At 45.9% G+C, this 21,362-nt stretch carries 14 protein-coding genes, 3 tRNA genes and 3 rRNA genes; 9 read left to right on the top strand and 11 right to left on the bottom strand.

Annotated features, from left to right (window positions below):
- Window positions 1-68: 68 nt before the first annotated feature.
- The 6 genes from F551_RS0113220 to F551_RS0113195 form a co-directional block, all read right to left on the bottom strand.
- Window positions 69-145, bottom strand: a tRNA-Met gene (locus F551_RS0113220).
- 299 nt (window positions 146-444) lie between these two features.
- Window positions 445-559 (bottom strand): 5S ribosomal RNA (rrf, locus tag F551_RS0113215).
- 202 nt (window positions 560-761) lie between these two features.
- Window positions 762-3,533, bottom strand: a 23S ribosomal RNA gene (locus F551_RS0113210).
- Window positions 3,534-3,745: 212 nt separating this feature from the next.
- Window positions 3,746-3,821 (bottom strand) — tRNA-Ala (locus tag F551_RS0113205).
- 51 nt (window positions 3,822-3,872) lie between these two features.
- Window positions 3,873-3,949 (bottom strand) — tRNA-Ile (locus F551_RS0113200).
- 240 nt (window positions 3,950-4,189) lie between these two features.
- A 16S ribosomal RNA gene (locus F551_RS0113195) occupies window positions 4,190-5,640 on the bottom strand.
- Together the 16S, 23S and 5S rRNA genes with 3 tRNA genes alongside form the textbook arrangement of a ribosomal RNA operon.
- 1,031 nt (window positions 5,641-6,671) lie before the next feature.
- Here F551_RS0113195 and hfaA point away from each other — a divergent pair.
- The 3 genes from hfaA (at window position 6,672) to hfaD (ending at window position 9,438) form a co-directional block, all read left to right on the top strand.
- Window positions 6,672-7,112, top strand: coding sequence for a holdfast anchoring protein HfaA (gene hfaA / locus F551_RS0113190; protein ID WP_018997994.1), 441 nt, complete (start codon window positions 6,672-6,674; stop codon window positions 7,110-7,112).
- Window positions 7,105-8,133 carry a holdfast anchoring protein HfaB gene (gene hfaB, locus F551_RS0113185; protein WP_018997993.1) on the top strand — a complete coding sequence of 343 codons (1,029 nt, stop codon included), beginning with the start codon at window positions 7,105-7,107 and terminating at the stop codon, window positions 8,131-8,133. The genes hfaA and hfaB overlap by 8 nt, the downstream gene beginning before the upstream one ends.
- Window positions 8,134-8,205: 72 nt before the next feature.
- Entirely contained in the window at window positions 8,206-9,438 is a 1,233-nt protein-coding gene (hfaD, locus tag F551_RS0113180) for a holdfast anchor protein HfaD (RefSeq protein ID WP_018997992.1), read from the top strand.
- A 130-nt stretch (window positions 9,439-9,568) separates the two neighbouring features.
- On the opposite strand, the gene F551_RS0113175 is transcribed toward hfaD, so the two are convergent.
- Together F551_RS0113175 and F551_RS0113170 are read right to left on the bottom strand one after the other, a co-directional pair.
- A complete protein-coding gene (locus tag F551_RS0113175) occupies window positions 9,569-11,212 on the bottom strand; it encodes a hypothetical protein (RefSeq protein WP_018997991.1) in 1,644 nt (547 codons plus the stop codon).
- Window positions 11,213-11,375: 163 nt separating this feature from the next.
- On the bottom strand, window positions 11,376-12,260 hold the full coding sequence (locus tag F551_RS0113170) for a hypothetical protein (RefSeq protein WP_018997990.1): 885 nt from the start codon (window positions 12,258-12,260) through the stop codon (window positions 11,376-11,378).
- A gap of 202 nt (window positions 12,261-12,462) precedes the next feature.
- Between F551_RS0113170 and F551_RS0113165 the strand changes: the two genes are divergently transcribed.
- From F551_RS0113165 to F551_RS0113150, 4 genes are all read left to right on the top strand, one after another.
- The gene (locus tag F551_RS0113165; RefSeq protein WP_018997989.1) at window positions 12,463-12,996 is read left to right on the top strand and encodes a PAS domain-containing protein; all 534 of its coding nucleotides are present in this window, start codon (window positions 12,463-12,465) and stop codon (window positions 12,994-12,996) included.
- A gap of 173 nt (window positions 12,997-13,169) precedes the next feature.
- Window positions 13,170-13,751, top strand: a complete 582-nt coding sequence (locus F551_RS0113160; RefSeq protein ID WP_033405108.1) for a PilZ domain-containing protein — start codon at window positions 13,170-13,172, stop codon at window positions 13,749-13,751.
- Between the two features lie 35 nt (window positions 13,752-13,786).
- The gene (locus F551_RS0113155; protein ID WP_018997987.1) at window positions 13,787-14,353 is read left to right on the top strand and encodes a hypothetical protein; all 567 of its coding nucleotides are present in this window, start codon (window positions 13,787-13,789) and stop codon (window positions 14,351-14,353) included.
- A 115-nt stretch (window positions 14,354-14,468) separates the two neighbouring features.
- Window positions 14,469-15,404: a homoserine O-succinyltransferase gene (locus F551_RS0113150; RefSeq protein WP_018997986.1), complete on the top strand. Its 936-nt coding sequence runs from the start codon at window positions 14,469-14,471 to the stop codon at window positions 15,402-15,404.
- Between the two features lie 8 nt (window positions 15,405-15,412).
- On the opposite strand, the gene F551_RS0113145 is transcribed toward F551_RS0113150, so the two are convergent.
- Window positions 15,413-15,940 (bottom strand): gamma carbonic anhydrase family protein, encoded by a 528-nt coding sequence (locus tag F551_RS0113145; protein WP_018997985.1) that lies wholly within the window; start codon window positions 15,938-15,940, stop codon window positions 15,413-15,415.
- Window positions 15,941-16,319: 379 nt separating this feature from the next.
- On the opposite strand from F551_RS0113145, the gene F551_RS0113135 reads away from it, so the two are divergent.
- Entirely contained in the window at window positions 16,320-17,150 is an 831-nt protein-coding gene (locus tag F551_RS0113135) for a PhoH family protein (RefSeq protein ID WP_018997983.1), read from the top strand.
- A gap of 65 nt (window positions 17,151-17,215) precedes the next feature.
- Here the strand turns inward: F551_RS0113135 and F551_RS0113130 are convergent, their stop codons facing one another.
- Window positions 17,216-17,833: a hypothetical protein gene (locus F551_RS0113130; protein ID WP_018997982.1), complete on the bottom strand. Its 618-nt coding sequence runs from the start codon at window positions 17,831-17,833 to the stop codon at window positions 17,216-17,218.
- A 188-nt stretch (window positions 17,834-18,021) separates the two neighbouring features.
- On the opposite strand from F551_RS0113130, the gene F551_RS0113125 reads away from it, so the two are divergent.
- Window positions 18,022-20,967: a M16 family metallopeptidase gene (locus tag F551_RS0113125; protein ID WP_026296833.1), complete on the top strand. Its 2,946-nt coding sequence runs from the start codon at window positions 18,022-18,024 to the stop codon at window positions 20,965-20,967.
- A gap of 59 nt (window positions 20,968-21,026) precedes the next feature.
- On the opposite strand, the gene F551_RS0113120 is transcribed toward F551_RS0113125, so the two are convergent.
- Window positions 21,027-21,230: a DUF3126 family protein gene (locus F551_RS0113120; RefSeq protein ID WP_018997979.1), complete on the bottom strand. Its 204-nt coding sequence runs from the start codon at window positions 21,228-21,230 to the stop codon at window positions 21,027-21,029.
- Between the last annotated feature and the right edge of the window lie 132 nt (window positions 21,231-21,362).

Genomic DNA, 21,362 nt, shown 5'->3' with positions numbered 1-21,362 from the left:
GAGCCATAAACACAAAAACCGCCCTTACGGACGGTTTGGTGTACATTTTTGATATTGTTAAGAAAGATTGGGTGCGGGGGTTGGATTTGAACCAACGACCTTCAGGTTATGAGCCTGACGAGCTACCGGGCTGCTCCACCCCGCAATAAATTTCGTCGCAGTAGCGTGTCAGGTTATGAGCCTGACGAGGTTGGATCGTTGATTAAAACATCTGGGAGACGTTTTATAGATCCGACGGGCTGCTCCACCCCGCATCAATATTTTAATTCATAGCGCCTCGCCGCTACAAATTCGTCAGAATGTAGAATCTGACATTTAGACATTAAAAAACGGCTTCACCTATCTAGCATTAAGGCTAGTAAGGACAAAGCCGTTTGCCCTGATATTTTCAGGACGATGAAGGAGGTTTCTTTCGAACGTAATATGCATTGTTCGACTTTATAGAACTGGCAATGACCTACTCTCCCACACCTTGAGATGCAGTACCATCGGCGCAGAGGACCTTAACGACCGAGTTCGAGATGGGATCGGGTGGGGAATCCTCGCAATAATCACCAGTTCAATAAAATCGAACAATGAAAGCTCAATCTGATTGTTATCAGAAGGAGCAAAACTAAGTATCAGACCATTATCACATGTAATGTTTTTGATGATTGGTGTTGATTAGACACCGGAATTGTTTTGCGGAGTGCGTTAGTCTCCGAGCGCTGATGGTTAGTCAGCATTTAGCAACATATTCGTCGCCACGCATGGGTATGTATCGGATCAAGCCGATCGAGCAATTAGTACTAGTTAGCTTCACGTGTCGCCACGCTTCCACACCTAGCCTATCGACGTCCTAGTCTAGAACGGCTCTAAGGGAAGTCTAGTTTCGAGGGAGGTTTCCCGCTTAGATGCTTTCAGCGGTTATCCCGTCCACACATAGCTACCCTACACTGCGGCTGGCGCCACAATAGGTCCACCAGAGGTGTGTCCATCCCGGTCCTCTCGTACTAGGGACAGATCCTCTCAAACTTCCTACACCCACGGCAGATAGGGACCAAACTGTCTCACGACGTTCTGAACCCAGCTCACGTACCACTTTAATCGGCGAACAGCCGAACCCTTGGGACCTGCTCCAGCCCCAGGATGTGATGAGCCGACATCGAGGTGCCAAACGATGCCGTCGATATGGACTCTTGGGCATCATCAGCCTGTTATCCCCGGAGTACCTTTTATCCGTTGAGCGATGGCCCTTCCACACAGGACCACCGGATCACTATGACCGACTTTCGTCTCTGCTCGACTTGTCAGTCTCGCAGTCAGGCAGGCTTATGCCATTGCACTCGTCGAACGATTTCCGACCGTTCTGAGCCTACCATCGCGCGCCTCCGTTACGATTTAGGAGGCGACCGCCCCAGTCAAACTCCCCACCATGCAAGGTCCCGGATCCCGATAAGGGACCGCGGTTAGACATCATCGAGGACAAGGGTGGTATTTCAAGGATGGCTCCACCATAACTGGCGCTATGGTTTCAAAGCCTCCCACCTATCCTACACATGCCATCGATAATGCCATTGCAAAGCTAGAGTAAAGGTTCACGGGGTCTTTCCGTCTGACCGCGGGTACCCCGCATCTTCACGGGGAATTCAATTTCGCTGAGTCGATGTTGGAGACAGTGGGGAAGTCGTTACTCCATTCGTGCAGGTCGGAACTTACCCGACAAGGAATTTCGCTACCTTAGGACCGTTATAGTTACGGCCGCCGTTCACCTGGGCTTCAATTCGAGGCTTGCACCCCTCCTTTTAACCTTCAGGCACCGGGCAGGAGTCAGACCCTATACGTCGTCTTGCGACTTCGCAGAGCCCTGTGTTTTTGATAAACAGTCGCCACCCCCTAGTTTGTGCCCCTCACAGAAGTTACTCCGTGAGGCACGCTTATCCCGAAGTTACGCGTGTAATTTGCCGAGTTCCTTCAACATCGTTCTCTCAAGCGCCTTGGCATACTCTGCCTGTCTACCTGTGTCGGTTTAGGGTACGGTCTAATGGTGGAGCTATTTCCTGGAACTGCTTGGCGGCATGCCCAATCCAATAAGGACACACAACTTCCACAATCCGTCACTACCACCTGGTTCAGGAATATTAACCTGATTCCCATCGTCTACGCATTTCTGCCTCGACTTAGGGGCCGACTAACCCTGCGCTGATTAACATTGCGCAGGAAACCTTAGACTTTCGGCGAGCGGGTCTCTCACCCGCTTTGTCGCTACTCATGTCAGCATTCTCACTTCTGATATCTCCAGCCAACCTCACAGTTGACCTTCACAGACTTACAGAACGCTCCGCTACCACACTTACGTGTCCACAATTTCGGCGAATGGCTTTAGCCCCGTTACATTTTCGCCGCAGAAACGCTTGACCAGTGAGCTGTTACGCTTTCTTTAAAGGATGGCTGCTTCTAAGCCAACCTCCTGGTTGTTTCAGCATTTCCACATGCTTTTCCACTTAGCCATTACTTGGGGGCCTTAATTGGTGGTCAGGGTTGTTTCCCTCTTCACTACGGACGTTAGCACCCGCAGTGTGTCTGCCGTATATTACTCATAGGTATTCGGAGTTTGGTTAGGATCAGTAAGACGGTGAGTCCCCATAGCCCATCCAGTGCTCTACCCCCTATGGTATTCGTACGACGCTCTACCTAAATAGATTTCGCGGAGAACCAGCTATCACCAGGTTTGATTGGCCTTTCACCCCTAGTCACACGTCATCCCAGAATTTTTCAACATTCAAGGGTTCGGTCCTCCAGTGCATGTTACTGCACCTTCAACCTGCACATGACTAGATCACCTGGCTTCGGGTCTAATCCCACAAACTCGACGCCCTATTCAGACTCGATTTCTCTGTGCCTACACCTAACGGTTTAAGCTTGCTTGTGAGACTAAGTCGCTGACCCATTATACAAAAGGTACGTGGTCACTCCGAAGAGCTCCCACTGCTTGTAGGCATTCCGTTTCAGGATCTGTTTCACTCCCCTCGTCGGGGTGCTTTTCACCTTTCCCTCACGGTACTTGTTCACTATCGGTCAATATGGAGTACTTAGGCTTGGAGGGTGGTCCCCCCATGTTCAGACAGAATTTCACGTGTTCCGCCCTACTCTAACGACTTATCATTTTACACTTACGGGACTATCACCCACTATGGTTTGGCTTTCCATCCAATTCAGTTTATTTCAAAGTTCGGCCTGGTCCGCGTTCGCTCGCCACTACTAACGGAGTCTCGGTTGATGTCCTTTCCTACGGGTACTGAGATGTTTCAGTTCCCCGCGTTTGCTCTTTAACCCTATGTATTCAGGTTAAAGTATCTCGTTTATGAATTAGTAGATCCAAACACCACCCTAAGGTCATGCTTAAAACCACTAAATCTGAGATGGGTTTCCCCATTCAGAAATCTATGGATCAAAGGTTGCTCGCACCTCCCCACAGCTTATCGCAGCGTGCCACGTCTTTCATCGCCTCATATTGCCAAGGCATTCCCGGAATGCCCTTTTGACGCTTGATCACTCAACAATACCCATGCGCAGAGAAGAACATGTCGGCGTTCTTAACTACTATCATGGACGTTGTCAGACGATACTTAGTTTTACGTGTTCATCCTCGAGGAAAACGCCGGTGTAATGGCGCGGATGAACAACCTCCTTACAATGTCAATCCATCTATATCCAAAAGATATAGACGAAACTTGTTACACAGCGAACCTGATTTGATAGGTAATGGTGGAGCCGGACGGGATCGAACCGACGACCTGAAGCTTGCAAAGCTACCGCTCTCCCAACTGAGCTACGGCCCCTTAGTCGATATCACTACCGAAAATCATTTGAACCACAATCAGGATAAGCAATGGTGGGTCTGGGAAGACTTGAACTTCCGACCTCACCCTTATCAGGGGTGCGCTCTAACCACCTGAGCTACAGACCCATTGCTTGTATGCAAGGGTATGCTCAGTGTTGCGCATTGCCCTGCCCTATCGGGGCTCGCTGTTCTCTTAAGACAATAGCCATATTGCTATCGAAATAAGAGATGGAAGAGAAACGAAGACGGCGACATGCTGCCAAGTATATGTGTTGTCACTCACTTACTGGATAAAGAGTAAATGGTGCAACTTAATGCTAGAGAAGTTGACGAAAGTTATAAATAACAATTCCTCAACATCCTTAGAAAGGAGGTGATCCAGCCGCAGGTTCCCCTACGGCTACCTTGTTACGACTTCACCCCAGTCGCTGATCCTACCGTGGTCGCCTGCCAAATTAGCGCAGCGCCTTCGGGTAGAACCAACTCCCATGGTGTGACGGGCGGTGTGTACAAGGCCCGGGAACGTATTCACCGTGGCATGCTGATCCACGATTACTAGCGATTCCAACTTCATGTCTTCGAGTTGCAGAAGACAATCCGAACTGAGACAGCTTTTGGGGATTATCCCATTGTCACTGCCATTGTAGCACGTGTGTAGCCCCACCTGTAAGGGCCATGAGGACTTGACGTCATCCCCGCCTTCCTCCCGATTGACTCGGGCAGTCTCTCTAGAGTGCCCAACTAAATGCTGGCAACTAAAGATAAGGGTTGCGCTCGTTGCGGGACTTAACCCAACATCTCACGACACGAGCTGACGACAGCCATGCAGCACCTGTCACTGTGTCCGAAGAAAACTCCATCTCTGGAGCTGTCACAGGATGTCAAAGGTGGGTAAGGTTCTGCGCGTTGCTTCGAATTAAACCACATGCTCCACCGCTTGTGCGGGCCCCCGTCAATTTCTTTGAGTTTTAATCTTGCGACCGTACTCCCCAGGCGGAGAGCTTAATGCGTTAGCTGCGTCACCAACAAGCATGCTTGCTGACAACTAGCTCTCATCGTTTACGGTGTGGACTACCAGGGTATCTAATCCTGTTTGCTCCCCACACTTTCGCACCTCAGCGTCAGAAATAGTCCAGTCAGTCGCCTTCGCCACTGGTGTTCCACCGAATATCTACGAATTTCACCTCTACACTCGGTATTCCACTGACCTCTCCTATCCTCTAGACTGGGAGTTTTAAAGGCAGTTCCGGGGTTGAGCCCCGGGATTTCACCTCTAACTTTCCAATCCGCCTACGTGCGCTTTACGCCCAGTAATTCCGAACAACGCTAGCTCCCTTCGTATTACCGCGGCTGCTGGCACGAAGTTAGCCGGAGCTTCTTCTCCGGGTACCGTCATTATCTTCCCCGGTGAAAGAATTTTACAACCCTAAGGCCTTCATCATTCACGCGGCATGGCTGGATCAGGGTTTCCCCCATTGTCCAAGATTCCCCACTGCTGCCTCCCGTAGGAGTCTGGACCGTGTCTCAGTTCCAGTGTGGCTGATCATCCTCTCAAATCAGCTATAGATCGTAGTCTTGGTAGGCCATTACCCCACCAACAAACTAATCTAACGCGGACCGATCCTTTACCGATAAATCTTTCCCCCTAAGGGCGTATACGGTATTACACCTCGTTTCCAAGGGCTATTCCGTAGTAAAGGGCACGTTTCCACGCGTTACTCACCCGTCTGCCACTCCCTCCGAAGAGGTCGTTCGACTTGCATGTGTTAAGCCTGCCGCCAGCGTTCGTTCTGAGCCAGAATCAAACTCTCAAGTTGAGTTGACCTGACGAACTGAACAGATAAATCTAATCTGTTCATTTGCTATTTAAAGCGTTTGCACTTTTTTTGACGGAGGACCCGTTCATATGTCACATAAGATAAGTAAACTTACCTTATAAGTACTATTGAACTGGTCTTCCTGAAAAACGCAAACCGTCTGTGTCGTTAATGATTTGATAACCGAAGTTATACAAACCAGAAGCAAGCACGACGCCGCCTGCGTTTCTCTTCCAATCTTACAATGTCAAACATCTACAAAACATCATTCAAACATCCCGATTAACGAAACAGGAATGACGTGGGCTCGAACCCTTAATTGTAACCTCCGGCTGGATATCCATCTCAGCGTTTCGGCGAAGGTGCAGGATATAAAGTCTAGCACCGTGTCCGTCAAGAACTTTTTTCAAAAAATTTCCGGACCGTCCGAAGACAAAATCTAAAGCACCTCAGTGCCGGAAACCTAATGAAAACAACAACCTATCGAGCGATCCATTCAGATGCCCGCAGAACTGTTTGTTCTCAGCGGAGAGAGGCGGTGTATAACCATCCACCTCATCCTCGTCAACCACTATTTTCAACTAATTTTTAGCGGGTTTGAAACCCTATAAAAACCAACCAAAAACAGAACCAACAAACCGCTCAAACAAGCAATCCGTTAACCCTCAATCAGCGAAGAGACGCGGCTTATATGCACCTATCTCTTAACCGTCAATTACTATTTCAGCCTTTTTATCAAAATATTTCAATTAAATGACTTACTCACACACTCTCCACAGCAACGCCCTCCGTTAAGGGTCTACTTTCACCCTTTGTACGCACTCCCCTCCCCGATAAGGCACTGGCAAGACAACAATACTTCCCTACCCACCCCCACTAAACACAGCACAAAGAAACAAAATTGATGCAAGTGAAAAGAAGATAACAGGTTTTTGGTAACCATATTCAATTAAAGTCCCGGCAAAGAGATGGGGTTGATGGCATAATCATTGCTTTGATCCTGACAGATAAGTTGCAAACGGGATTAGAAAATGACCTTGCGTCGACAAACATTTGGATTGGCAGGAATTGCAGCAACAAGCCTTTGCTTTGCCATACCAGCATTCGCAAACCCGGCTAATCAGTATACAGGCGAATTTGAACGCCCATACGGTTTTTCATACGGCGAAGAAAACCGCAATTATGACGCCAACTCCAGAGACCGTTTCAATAATCGTGTCATTGTAGATGGACGCATTGTTGTAGGCGATGATTTATCTTCACTCTCTTATGGCGGCGTTTACGGCCACAATTTCCGCGGTGCAGGCAGCGGATACGGGCATTACCAAAGTCCGGGCAATAATAGCGCAATCGGAAACCAACTTAACGTGATCACAAACGGCAGCAACAATATTGTCGTGATCGATTCAGAACAAACAAACACTGGTGATCAAACAGTCGTTTTAAATGGGGAAATTGATCTCAATGACTAATCCTATCCGCAACAATGCAAAGAAATCAGCCGCCCTACTTGCTGGTGCCTTGATGGCGACTGGCTGTGTTTCACCAGTTGCAACTAAATCAGGTAACTACACTAAGCCAATTGGTGGCTCCCCAGTGACGGCTAACCCAACACCTTATTCAGCCAGTCTTGTATGTATGGGCGACTATGCTCAACAAGTTGGCCTAGGCCAGCCACGTATAGCAGTTGGACGCATCCTGGATTACACAGGCAAAGAAGACTTTGAAGGTGGCCGCCGCGTCACACAAGGTGCCTCACTCATGGCTATCTCTGCATTTGCTAAAGCAGGCGCACGCCTTGTTGAACGTTTTGACACTTCTGTATCTGAACTAGAACTAAAATATGCCAACAACAAACTTATCGGCGATCCAGCAGAAGAAGATTTCCGTAAGATTACTGCCGGATCTATCCCGGGATCAGATTTCTATCTCGTAGGTGGTATCACAGAACTAAACTCCAACATCCGCTCGGTTGGTGTTGACGGCTTCATAGGCGACCGCGATGTCGATGATCCAAAAGGTTTTGGCGGATCAAAAATGTTCGTCATCAATGTCGGCCTTGATCTACGTCTTGTAGAAACAGAAACTCTCGAAGTTGTTGATGTTATCTCTTACCAAAAACAGATCATCGGACGTGAAATTTCAGCCGGTATCTTTGACTTTGCCAACAACAATGTTTTTGACATTGGTGCGGGTGAACGCTCAATGGAACCAATCCAACTTGCTGTTCGCTCAGTCATCGAACGCGCTGTATTAGAAATGACAGCCAATTTATATGGTATGACAAGTCCGGATGTATGTGGCGCACTTGCTGCAAACAATGTAGGCCAGCCATCAACACACTCCATTACTGGTAACTACGTTCAAGCGTATGAAAACCTTCCAGACAATAATGGCCAAACACGTGCAGAATCTTCTCGCTGGCACGATAAGCGCGATCGCGACATCAAAGCTGCGAAGAAAACTGCCCTTCGTGGCCGCAAAAACGATTAATTTAAATGCCGGCTCCCCTCCTTCTGGAGTCGGCACCTATTTTTAAAGCCTGATTATCAAGGTGTTGAGTATATGAGAAAAACGAATTTTGCCGCCGGTATCACAATAAGCACTCTATTAATGGGTGTGTCGGCCACTGCTTTTGCTCAAACAGCACCAGATATTCTGAATGAACAAATCAATATGGGCGATGTATTTGCCGATATGGATGTTGTCGTTGATGGCGACCATAACGGCAATGTTGGCTCAACAGCTCTTGCCACTGGTAACGCTGCATCAGGTCTTGATGATGGCGCAACAGATGGACAAGTTGAATCCGACCAAACAATGAGTGGAGAAGCAACAGCAATCGCCACTCTATCTGGTGGTCGTGTATTTGGCACCTCCTCAGCAGATGCGACTGCCTATGGAAACTCCACGACTGGCTCGCAATACCAACCAGACAGGCTGGACCAAACAGTTACGGTTGACTCAACCATCTCATCCACTGCCAATGTCAGCTCCACAACAGCAAACACAATTAATGCAAGCGCGACTTCAGCAGCCAATATTCACGATCTCACATACACAATGGGAACAGTGAACGCGAATGCTGATCAAGTTTCCAATGCAGATGTGTCTGCGACTGTAAATGCAGATGTATGTTGTAGCGTCGATGATACAAATGCAAATGCACTTGCGGTGAACAACTCCTATCAAGCATCTTCGACCTATTCGAGCGCGTTCCACAATGTGCAGCAAGACTCTGCAAACGGCACTGTAAGCGCTGCAACAAACCTTGTTCAGCCTAATGGCAACAACATATCTGCCAACGCTCAGGCTATGGGAAACAATGTCGTCGCTGACAATACATGGGGCTATTCCCAACTAGATGGTAGCCAGACAAACAGCTCAACTATCGAAGCTGAAACAATTGTCGAGCTGGCGGATTGGGACGGCACCGCCTCTATCTCTGCTTATGGTGTGGGTAACTCTGCCATGCAGACAAATGTGGGATCTGATCTCAATGCTTATTACACACAAACCAATTCAGGGGATGTAACATCCCTAACTGGTTTTGAAGGCGGCAATGGCGGTGCGGGCAATCTAACCACCTCCTCAACAGCGATCGGTAACACATACACGGGTTATGTTTGTGCGACGTGTCAGTCAGCTACGCCCGGTGGATATGTATCTCAAACCAATTCAGGTAATGTTGTAGCTCGCGGCCAAGCTTGGGCTGGCAGCAGCGGTAATGTTTATGGATCAGCCGCAGCAATCGGAAACTCAGCCAATTATTCAACAAACAATGCTGGCGGCGACTAAAGCTCTTTAGGTTTTCCAAAATAAAACAGGCATCCACAAAAACGAGATGCCCGAACTGCAAATCCCCTTCTCTATGAGAGTTGGGGATTTTTTATATGAATGGAATGGGCAACTTTCTCGCCAAAAGCAGTCATTCAAGGTTACTTTTACTTAGTTTTTCTGCGTCCGCTTTAGATTCTATACTTGCAAGGGACATTAGTAGCAGCGCATATTCAGTCAGTTGAGGTTCGGACGAAAATGGTATGCCAACGTCAGGAGTATTACCGAATATAATCGACTCTCGCGTTTTCAAAATATGATACAATTCTACAGCAATTTTTCGAGCTTTTGGATGGTCCTTGTCAATTTCCACTGCCTTTGCCAATTGCAATTGTTTTAATCTCAGGAAAGCCCGTTTTTTGTAAGATTGGACGGGGTATTCTGGAATAAGGGATAACTCAGCTGCTCTTTCAACCAGTTGAGATTCAGATTCACAGCTATCTGAAATCGTTTTTATAATCTTTGAGTTCTGGCTCAAATCTATAATCGATTGATAGGTGTCGATTAGGCCATCGTTATAAATAGATTTATGAGTGTCCACTTGCTCATAGTCATAAATCGAATTTATGACGCCGCTCGGTAATCCGCTATTCAGAAACATTGGTGCCCAAGCATAATCTAGAAACACTGCACATTTAGAGTGCCTTTGATGCCCAATATCATCTTGAGGGTAGAGACAAACATCACTAAATGTAAGATAAGAACCTAGCAGATTGTAACATTGCCTTTTTCCTCCTCCGTAGTAATCACTGCAACTACTAAGAATATTCAAAGCGGTGGGAGGATGAAAAATGAGTTGCAGGTTTTCCGAAGACTGGAGTTGTTCAACCTTTAAGAAGAACTCTTCAATCTCATCGCTTACATCTCTGAATTTCGCAAGCTGAACTACAGCACTTAAAAGTGTTGACCACCTAAACTCTTCGGAATCAATCGGTCTAGCGTTTTCTTGTTCCCAGAACTGAAAAGCTATTCTCTCTGCTTTATCAGGAAGTTTGCTTTTTAGAGCATATTCTACATTAAATGAATGAAGGCAAGTCTCTTCAACTTTTTGGTCAGAATAACACATTTCATAACTCTCCATGAGATCGCTTTTCAGAGAGTGCCTTGAGAATTTTTTTATCCTTATTTTTTCTATTTTCTGTGCTAAATCCCAATTACCCAATACTAAGAGTGTGTGTTCTAGGTCTGCTAAAGCTCTAAGCTGGGTAAAAGTATACCAACTGCACGATGGTATTTTACCTGAGTTATGTTCGGCGTTTTTTAAACAATCCAAATCTTTACTCGAATCGTTAGTTAGTAATTCGGAAATTTCGAGCAATTCATCCACTAACCTCTTTAGTTCTAACTCGAAACCAGCGTTACTATACGGGTATAAGAAACGCTTTATTTCGAAGAACCGTCTATGCAATTCATTTTGTGTAACAGCACTGCCAGACAAACTCTTTCCAACAAGTTTCAACTCCCTAAGAGTAAGGGCTTCAAATTCATTTAAAAGCCTTCTGTGTGTTTGACGATCTAAACGTTCAGCAAAGCCCCTGTTCACATATTCGCTCAAGGCAAAATTTGGGTCTGCATTAAAAATGTCAAAAAAAACTTTTTGTGTCGTCGGTACTTCTACAAGTCTGGAAGGAATAACCTTATCTGTCTGACAAGCATCGAAAGCATCTTTAAATGATGTCTGATTGCAAGAAAGCAAACTCAAACATCCCAATATCACCCACACAGTTACTTTCATTATGCCCCCACCAAAGTCGTAACATATGCTATCTGAATATTCTTCTTAGCACCAGTATCAGTCCGCTTTGGGCCAATTCCTGCCCTCCACCTCAAAACAAAAAAGCCAGTCACTGCGCTTGCAGATAACTGGCTATGTTCAAATTTTGTTTTGTGGCTTGGTCTTAGTAGACGTTCTGACCGACACCGCCATCTAGTACGATACGGCCTGAGCTTGAGATTGGCTTTTCAATCTGAACCTCTTTCATCACCGTGCGCTGGCTTGGGATACAAGCTGGTGTTTTAGACATAATCTTCTTAATGCCCGGCCCATGACGACGCAGCAATGAACGTTCATTACAATTACGTTGCGGCGCTTCTGGTGCACAGCTTAGGTTTCCACCTGCCGAATGAAGCAGCGCTTCCCCTTTTGAACAAGAGAATGTGCGGCCGCCATCAAACACAGCGCCATTATCGTTAAATGATCCCACAGTTACCTGCATGGATGTTCCAGCCATACAGCGAAACACTTCGCCAGAATAAGCTGAGGCGATATCTTCTTCACCAAACACTTGAGATGCCGGGTGCGGCGCGCCTTTATCATCAATACAAACAGCTTGAACTGATTGAATGACATCACGCATATCTGTTGGCGCGCAGTATTCTTCAGTTGTCGCTACTTTTTCAGTGACAGTCTGCATGCCGCCCTGAACATTTAAATTATTCAACACGCTAGATTCATATGGCGCTACAGTGGCTCCATGTCCGCCATTGTTGAAGTAATACACACCGGCCTGCTCGGATTGCCCATTGTGTATATATGTCGAATATCCACGCCCTGCATTGCCAGCACCAATGATGACACTTGCACCCGGTGCACGTACGCCTGGTACTTTTACAATCTGATTTTCGGGAAGGTCACAGCAATTTGCCCCGTTATCCATAGGTGCTGTTCTAACCACAGGAGGAGACCCTGATTGCGCAAGCGCAGATCCACCCACTATAATTCCGCCAAAAACGCCCGCTGCCAAAATTGCACGTAGCTTGATGTGTCTTGTTGAGACGGTCATTAAGTCACTCCTCATAACTTCAACTTGTATATGCAATTTATGCGCCCAAATTCTTTCTTTAGGTGCATACCACTTCTCCAATCAGTTGAAGGTGACCGATAATGAACCGGAAATAGGAAATATTCCGTTACAAAAACTGGCCCAGTCTTTGCGAAGTTGTTCTCAAACAGGCAATAGCCATGAAAAATATGAGAACAGTTAGATGATAGAGCTAAAAGCACATCCAAATACAAAGGCAGTCATCGAAGCATGGAAAAGATTGTCATGGGGGGACAATCAATTAGTCGACGGGCCGATGGCTCAAGACTATCCAGATGTCGTAGGCCGTCTCTTTATTGTTCAACGCACTGACGTTGAAGATTACTCGCTGCGCATGGTGGGTGCAGGTATACAAGAATTATTCGGTAGAGAACTCGTCGAGCACAATTTTCTATCTTTATGGAATGCCAGCGACAAGCTCGTCGTAAAAACGGCTATTGAAACAGCTCTGGAATGCAAAAGCCCATCTCTGGTACAAGCCATGGCGCAATCATTGGATGGCAAAAAGATTGATGTAGAGGTTTCATTTTCGCCACTAGATGATGGAAACACTGAACGCCCCCGCCTTCTTTGCCTCTATCAAACGCTAAGCAATGAAGCAGCATTAAAAGGACGCCCGATACATCGCCACTTTATATCAGGTATGTATCCACCGATGCCAACTGACACTGGCCCATCATTGCGGGTTGTTCAATAATCTGAATTGATTTCTTATCAGGGTGGCGTTGTCACCCTTTTTTGTGGAATATTTAATGCTCCGAATACGCATCTGATGCATTTCACACGAGAAAATTCAGATTTTAGCAACACTTTATGAACTTTCACTATCCTAAGATGAACAGATATGAATCTGTTTTCTTGGATAGTCACATGACTGATATATCTACTAGGAGGCTCCTGGTCAGGAATGTCTCTGCGAAAGACCGCCGAAAGTTTCGCCGCGTCATTCACGAAACGCCCGCGCGTTGCATGTGGAAAAATGGTGGCGAATTTACTGCGCAGACCATCGATTTAGGTGGTGGTGGTGTTTCATTGCAAACAGATGAACCCTGCAATGTCGGTGAACAGCTCGTCGTCTATATAGATCAGCTTGGTCGTATGGCCGGTACAGCCCAACGCCAAACCGAAAATGGTTTTGCTGTCAGCGTAAATTTTGTACCGCAAAAGTTAGATCGTTTTGTTGATCAACTCACTTGGCTCGTCAATCAAAAAGCACTCGGTCTAGAAGATGAAAGACGTTCCTTAAGACGTTCTTCATCAGAAAAGTTGATAGCAACGTATGAATCTGGAGCTGTCGCCCAATGTAGTGTCATCGATATTTCATTGCTAGGAGTGGCACTTCGCACCTCTGGCCCACGACCAGAAATTGGTTCACGCGTTCAAATCGGTCGAAAAGCGGGTCGATGCGCACGCTATGTAAACAATGGCTTTGCTGTTGAATTTTTTAAGTAATAGCGGCAGCAAATTACCTCAGGATGCGAGTGAATATGTCACAACCAGCAAATATACAGTCCACAAATAATACGGAACAAGTCAAGCGTGTGCAATGGCGCGTGCAAGTTGATGGCACAGTATACGGCCCCTATCCTCGCGCCAGATTAATCGATTTTCTTCGAGAAGGCCGTGTGGCAGCCAATACTCTTCTGGCATGTGGTGCTGATGAAGAATTCTACCGCGCAGATGAACACCCCAATATTCGTTGGAACTTTTCTGGCAACACCGAGAATACATCTCGCAGCGAAGAAACACCTGAAAATGAGCAGGCCCCCACGGTCTGTAACTATTTTATAAGCGGAAGAGTTCTGACAGATTTGCACTTGTTCGAGCAAGTTCTCAATCAAGCAGGTAAATTTACGCGCGCTGGAAGTGATATGTGGGTTTTACGCTCCAACATAACGCTTCCACAATTACGCAATAAACTATCGGCCGTTCTTGGCAAAGACGAGCAATTTGTCATCGTGAACGCCACCAAGGGGCGCCTAGCATGGTTTAACTTGGGTGTTGAACCCGACATCGCCATTCGCAGCGTTTGGGATGCTGATCTAGAAGATTAGTCAATTTAATACTATATCAGCTATCAGCCCAGAACATTAGTTCTCTATATTTAATCTCAACAGATTGAAAATCATCAGTTTTCAACCTGTTTTTCTGCATAAATTTGGTACCCCTATGCCTATTACCTTGCCCCGCTCCCTTCCAGCTTTTGATGTCTTAAATAAAGAAGGCGTCATGGTTATGGGACTAGATACTGCGGGCAAGCAGGATATTCGTCCTCTGAAGATAGGCCTATTGAATCTAATGCCGAAGAAAATTCAGGCAGAAAACCAATTTGCTCGGCTTATTGGGGCTAGTCCCTTACAGGTGGATCTGCGCCTTATTCGTATGACGGAACACCAAACCAAAAACACCGCCGCCGAGCATATGGCCGAATTTTACAAGCCGTTTCAGGATGTAAAGCATGAAAAGTTCGATGGCTTGATCATCACTGGTGCACCAATCGAAAAACTTGATTTCGAGGATGTAACCTATTGGGACGAGTTTAAGGAAATTTTGGAATGGACACAAACCAATGTTCATTCAACCTTCGGCGTTTGCTGGGGCGGAATGGCGATGATCAACTATTTCCACGACGTGAAGAAACACTTGTTGCCAGCTAAATCATTTGGTTGTTTCAGACATGACAATCTCAAATCCGCTTCTCCATATTTGCGAGGCTTCTCGGATGACTTTGTCATTCCTGTGAGCCGCTGGACCGAAATGAAGCAAGAAGAAGTAGACGCTGCAGGACTAATAACGTTGCTAGGCAGCAATGAAACGGGCCCTTGTCTTGTGGAAGATAAAAAACATCGCGCATTATATATCTTCAACCACTTTGAGTATGACAGTGGTACACTGAAAGAAGAGTATGATCGGGACGTTGCCAATGGCACACCAATCAATGTGCCTTGCAATTATTATCCAGATGATGATCCTACACAGAATCCGCTCAACAGATGGAGATCACACGCCCATCTACTTTACGGAAACTGGGTAAGTGAAATCTATCTGACCACACCATTTGACCAATCACTGATCGGCCAAGCATCAACGGATTTGAGAGCTTAGTTAGAACTCTAATCAGCGATCTTTTTCAACTTCGTCGAAAAACGCTTTGCATTTTCAACATAATGCAAAGCTGACGCTGTCAACGCCTGAGCCATTGGTTCGGAAACTTGCTTGACCACCTTGCCTGGTGCCCCCATCACAAGCGAATTGTCCGGAATCACTTTGCCTTCAGGTATGAGTGCGTGCGCACCAATTATGCAGTTTTTCCCGATTTTGGCATGATTTAGGATAGTCGCCCCGATACCAATCAAAGAATTATTGCCTATTTCGCAACCATGAAGCATCACCATGTGCCCAATTGTTACGTTGTCACCAACTATTAGTGGAGCTCCCATATCTGTGTGAATCACGGTTCCATCTTGAACATTTGTGTTCTCGCCAATTGAAATCAGTTCATTATCGCCGCGCAATACACAATTGAACCACACATTTGAGTTCTTATTTAAGTGAACATTTCCAATGACTTCAGCAGATTCGGCAACCCAAACGTCATTTTCTAAAACTGGAGAAACTCCATCTAATTCGTAAATCGCCATTCATCCACTCCCTCATTTTTTGATGCTTAACTACAGCACAAGACACATCATTGTCATTATCATCATGGTAATCTCTATGTAGGATATTAGTATTGTGATTCGAACTAGTGATTTGTGGCGCATTGCCTCATCACTCTAAGTAAGGTCGTTAAGGAGGACTGTTGAGTGCAGTTTTTGTCGCCTCCCTGTCGAAAACAACCACGCGGTAGAATACCTATCTGCCGGACAATCCCCCCTCCACCTCAAAATTGTTTCGACCATTCATCTCATAGGTCTATTTCAAACAATAAAGTTTCTACCCCCGCCGTGGCACCTTTTGGTTCTGCGGCTTTTTTCTGTCTGGCAACTCCCACTTTTGCCAAATCCAAAGGAGAATATCATGGCTAAGCGATCCCATGTCCGCCGTTTGCGCGCAGAGTTTGATGCAAATGAGTACTTTGAGGATGAAGCATACTGCCCGGAAATTGATTTTCTTGAAAACAAATGGGATCCCGCCAACGACAGACCGAAACAAAAAAAGAAATCAAAACAGCAACACAATCAGCAAGAAAACGAACAAGGCCATACATTTGCAACGCGTGAACAACGTTTTGTAAAAAACATCACGCCGAGATCAGAAGGTCAGGCCAAATTTTTAGAAGCAATTGATCGAGACAATTTGGTTATGGCGCTAGGGCCAGCCGGAACAGGCAAAACATATCTTGCGATTGCAAAAGCTGTCGACGCCCTTAAAGCTGGCCATGTTGGGCGAATTGTCCTTTGTCGCCCAGCTGTTGATGCAGGTGAAAACATTGGCTTCCTACCAGGTGATATGGAAGATAAGTTGGCTCCTTATCTACGCCCACTTTATGACGCCTTGGCGGATCGCTTACCCGCTAAATCTCTGAAGTCCATGATGGCAGAAGGCTTAATAGAAATAGCCCCAGTCGCCTTCATGCGAGGCCGCACCCTCAACAATGCATTTGTCGTTATCGATGAAGCACAAAATTGCACTTACATGCAGATTAAAATGCTACTTACTCGCCTTGGTTGGAACTCTTCAATGATCGTTACGGGAGACCCTGCGCAATCGGATCTTCTACCTGAACTGTCAGGCCTAGGACCAGCTGCAGAAAAACTTGAAGGTATGGACGACATCTCAGTCATCCGTCTTCAGAAAGAAGATGTGGTACGCCACCCTCTCGTCGCAAAAATGCTGACTGCGCTATAAATTCAAAAGCCAGCGCAAGTACATTGCGCTGGCTTTTTCTACTCATTAATTCAAAACTCTACCTTTTAACGAAAAGCTGTCCTGTACCGAAGACGACATTGTCTAACACTTGGCAATTTCTCGATGTCATTCTGACTGTTCTTTAGCATGGAGACCATATTGCTGTCTCCATCTTCAATACTACCCAGATCTGTTACCGCTTCACCGCAAAACTTTTCGCATAACCTCGACATACGATTTGGTTTCACCTCTGAACAGGCTTTTTCCAAACCACTTAATTCAGTCTTGAGTGCAGCATATAGACCTTCGTCACTATCAATCTCAGAACGAACTGTTTCGACTGACGTGTCTACTTCTGGCTCAACAGCCTCAGTTTTCACTTCAACAGAACCAGCATTTTCATGTTCTTTCCCTGCAAAAGCAACATAATCTGCTTCGCAGGTAGCAACCTGCTTCTGCATCTCTTCCGACAGAGGTTGCGGTAAGCCTACTAATACTCTCAGGTTTCCCAACGCCTCACCACAAGAAACGTCACACTTAGCGGCAGCTTCATTATCTAGTTTGGCGGAAAAACAAGCACTCGATTTGGGAATAACCGACTTATAAACCGTTTCAACATCTTGCTCTGCATATGCAACAAAATTAGCTCCAAACAAGAGAGATGTAAGAACTAAAAAACGCATCAAATATCCTCCACCATTTATCGCGAATAATTAAAACACACCTCCGTCGCATGACAAGAAGAAACTGCGTATTCAACCCAAATTCCTACCCTTTTATTTTACATTCTGTGTCAACAAACCTTGCCAATGCTGCTTGATCGTTTAACGATAAAAACAATCGGTAACATTCCATAGACAAAGGGTTCCACATGATCATTCGCACCACATTAATGTCAGCGCTTTTACTTAGTGTTTCAGCATGTGCGGTCATGCCTTTTGGAAACAATGAGACATCGGATGAAAAATCTATAGCAACTACAGAGATTGAAGCGCCTGAAGAAGCAATCGTCTATCCCGGCGGAATTGAATTGGTGGAGAGCTTTACATCTGCAAAAGGCGAGATTGGTATCCCATACAAAAAATACCTTATGCCTAATGGTTTAACGGTGGTTTTGCATGAAGACAAATCAGATCCGCTCGCTCATGTAGACGTCACCTACCACGTTGGTTCAGGTCGTGAAGAGGCCGGAAAATCGGGGTTTGCACATTTTTTTGAGCACATGATGTTCCAAGGCTCTAATAATGTTGCCGATGAAGAGCACTTCAAAACTATCACGGAAGCTGGTGGTACACTGAATGGAACAACCAACTCAGACAGAACCAATTACTTTGAAACTATTCCATCAAATCAACTTGAAAAAATCCTGTGGCTAGAAGCGGATCGCATGGGTTTCTTCCTTGATGCAGTGACTGAAGAAAAATTTGAAAACCAGCGAGAAACGGTCAAAAACGAGCGCAATCAGAACTATGACAACCGCCCTTATGGATTACTAAGAGAGCGTGTCAGCGAAGCAGAGTTTCCTGAAGGTCACCCATATTCATGGATGACCATTGGTTACATCGAGGATTTGAACCGAGCCAACCTAGATGACCTCAAAAAATTCTTTTCGCGTTGGTATGGCCCAAACAACGCGACGCTTACTATCGGCGGTGATTTCGACAATCAACAAACCTTAGAATGGATCGCTAAATATTTTGGATCTATCCCAACAGGCCCAGCCGTTGAAGCACCTGTGTATTCCCCTGTCTCATTGAATGCAGATCGCTACATCTCGATGGAAGACAATGTAGCACTGCCACTAATTTATATGTCCATCCCGACCGTAAATGCTCGTCACCCTGATGAAGCACCTTTGGACGTTTTGATGTCTATTATGGGCGAAGGACGCACATCTTTGCTCTATAAAAACCTTGTGAAAGAAGGTCTCGCTGTTCAGGCCAGCGCAGGACATGGATGCCGTGAATTAGCCTGTAGTTTCACATTATTCGCTTTACCAAACCCAGCTTCTGGTAAAACACTTGCGGACATGGACGAAATCCTTCGCGCATCAATTGAAGAATTTGAAACGCGCGGCGTTGAAGACGACGATCTTGAACGCGTTAAAGCCGGAATTGTGTCTGGCATGATTTACGGACTTGAAAGTGTCTCTGGGAAAGTATCGCAGCTTGCCTTTTATGAGACATTTACAGGCAGCCCAAACTATACATCTAAAGACATTGAACGGTATTCAAACGTCACAAAAGAAGACGTGATGCGCGTCTATAATCAATACATTAAAGGCAAACCTGCTGTCGTTATGTCCATCGTGCCCAAAGGCCAAGCTGACGCGATTGCGGCTCCAGACACTTGGACAATGTATGACCGCACTATTCCAGAAGAAACAGCGCCCACCAATTTGGAAGTCCGTTACGCTAGCGATGACTTCGATAGATCAGTCAAGCCAAGTGCAGCAGACTTCAACCCAGCCATTAAATTGCCAGAAATGTGGGAAGAAACCACTTCAAATGGGTTAAAAATACTAGGTGCAGTAAACACAGAAACGCCAACCACCGCGCTGCAAATTCGCATAGAAGCTGGAGACCGACAGCAAACACTAGACAATCTGGGTATCGCGTCCTTAACAGCCAGTATGCTGAGCGAAGCTACTGAGATGTCTACAAATGAAGAGCTTTCTAACCGTTTGGCAAAATTAGGCTCAAGCATCAGCATTTCATCTGGTCGTCGCTTCACGAACATCACAGTCCGCAGCCTCAGTGAGAATGTAGACGAAACGCTAGCGATTGTGAAAGAACGTTTGCTTCACCCTAAATTTGATGAAGCAGATTTCAAGCGCATAAAAGAGCAAACGCTTCAGGGTATTGAGCAACGCAAAACTCAAGCTTCAGCCATAGCGAGCGGCGTCTTCACATTGCTGAATTATGGACACAAAACTCCTTCTGCACACCCAAGTATCGGTAACGCCAAGACTGTTACTTCTATTAGTTTGGAAGATGTCAAAGAGTTTTACCAAACTTACTACACCGTGGGAGCCGCGTCAGTAATTGCCGTTAGCGACCTCCCTCAAGAAGAACTAACTTCAAAATTAGAGGCACTATCAGCTTGGTCTGGTGAAGCTGGACCAAAAACCGCGCCACAAGAGTTCCCTGACCTTGAGGCAGGAACATTGTACCTCATTGATAAAGAGGATGCAGCGCAATCACAAATCCGAATTGGGAAACGCGCATTGCCCTATGATGCAACTGGTGAATATTTCCGAGCAGGACTTATGAACTATGCACTCGGCGGTGCCTTTAACAGCCGTATTAATCTGAACCTGCGTGAAGACAAAGGTTACACTTATGGAGCGCGCACTCGGTTTGGTGGAAGCGACATTCAAGGCACATTTTCAGCATCAGCTGGCGTGCGTACCGACGCCACTAAAGACTCCATTGTTCAATTTGTTAAAGAGATAAACGGATATTTTGAAAACGGTATTACAGAGGAAGAACTTAACTTTACCAAATCAGCTATAGGCCAAAGCGAAGCACTCGATTATGAAACACCGTTTGATAAACTCGGTTTCCTTTCACAAATCGCAACTTATGACTTGCCTGCTGGTTTTACGGACGAGCAAAGTGAAATCCTAAAAAACCTCACCAAAGAAGAGCTTGATGTCATCTCCAAAGAACACCTAAATCTCGATGAGATGATAATCGTTGTTGTAGGTGACAAAGCAAAAATTGAAGATGAACTTAAAGAATTGGGTTACCCGATTGTTGAACTGGACTTTGATGGAAACCCCGTTCAGCCACCACAACGTCCAAAACTTGATTAGGCAAAGAAAAAGGCGGCTCATTTCAGAGCCGCCTTTTTATATTGAAATCACTATTTAGCTTAAACGTCTTCTGATAAGATTGTCATGTTAAGCTGGTAGGCAACTTCACCTTCATCTTCGTCTTTGTAAATCACAGCGATAAACTCATCACCCAGATAAGCTTCAACTGAATCTGGAGTCTTTGGACGTGCCTTCAAATTGATGTCCGGGTTTAGCGTTTTCTTCAAATACGCTTCGACTTTCTTTGCTTCTTCCGGACTCATGTCCTTCTCCCTTAGAAAAATGATGGCGCTTTAAAACCAGCGCAATACGAAAGGGCGCACCCTAATGCGCCCCGCCCTATCTGCCTAGCTCAACATAAAATAATTCGTGACAAATATGGATTTATTCACACG

The sequence above is a fragment of the Hirschia maritima DSM 19733 genome, from assembly GCF_000378345.1.
Classification (GTDB): Bacteria; Pseudomonadota; Alphaproteobacteria; order Caulobacterales; family Hyphomonadaceae; genus Hirschia; species Hirschia maritima.
The sequence above is the reverse complement of the archived record's forward strand: the minus strand, read 5'-3'. Positions and strand labels throughout refer to the sequence as shown.

Coding starts and splice junctions, on each gene's coding strand:
- hfaA (WP_018997994.1), top strand. CDS start 6,672: ATGACCTTGCGTCGACAAACATTTGGATTGGCAGGAATTGCAGCAACA.
- hfaB (WP_018997993.1), top strand. CDS start 7,105: ATGACTAATCCTATCCGCAACAATGCAAAGAAATCAGCCGCCCTACTT.
- hfaD (WP_018997992.1), top strand. CDS start 8,206: ATGAGAAAAACGAATTTTGCCGCCGGTATCACAATAAGCACTCTATTA.
- F551_RS0113175 (WP_018997991.1), bottom strand. CDS start 11,212: ATGAAAGTAACTGTGTGGGTGATATTGGGATGTTTGAGTTTGCTTTCT.
- F551_RS0113170 (WP_018997990.1), bottom strand. CDS start 12,260: ATGACCGTCTCAACAAGACACATCAAGCTACGTGCAATTTTGGCAGCG.
- F551_RS0113165 (WP_018997989.1), top strand. CDS start 12,463: ATGATAGAGCTAAAAGCACATCCAAATACAAAGGCAGTCATCGAAGCA.
- F551_RS0113160 (WP_033405108.1), top strand. CDS start 13,170: ATGACTGATATATCTACTAGGAGGCTCCTGGTCAGGAATGTCTCTGCG.
- F551_RS0113155 (WP_018997987.1), top strand. CDS start 13,787: ATGTCACAACCAGCAAATATACAGTCCACAAATAATACGGAACAAGTC.
- F551_RS0113150 (WP_018997986.1), top strand. CDS start 14,469: ATGCCTATTACCTTGCCCCGCTCCCTTCCAGCTTTTGATGTCTTAAAT.
- F551_RS0113145 (WP_018997985.1), bottom strand. CDS start 15,940: ATGGCGATTTACGAATTAGATGGAGTTTCTCCAGTTTTAGAAAATGAC.
- F551_RS0113135 (WP_018997983.1), top strand. CDS start 16,320: ATGGCTAAGCGATCCCATGTCCGCCGTTTGCGCGCAGAGTTTGATGCA.
- F551_RS0113130 (WP_018997982.1), bottom strand. CDS start 17,833: ATGCGTTTTTTAGTTCTTACATCTCTCTTGTTTGGAGCTAATTTTGTT.
- F551_RS0113125 (WP_026296833.1), top strand. CDS start 18,022: ATGATCATTCGCACCACATTAATGTCAGCGCTTTTACTTAGTGTTTCA.
- F551_RS0113120 (WP_018997979.1), bottom strand. CDS start 21,230: ATGAGTCCGGAAGAAGCAAAGAAAGTCGAAGCGTATTTGAAGAAAACG.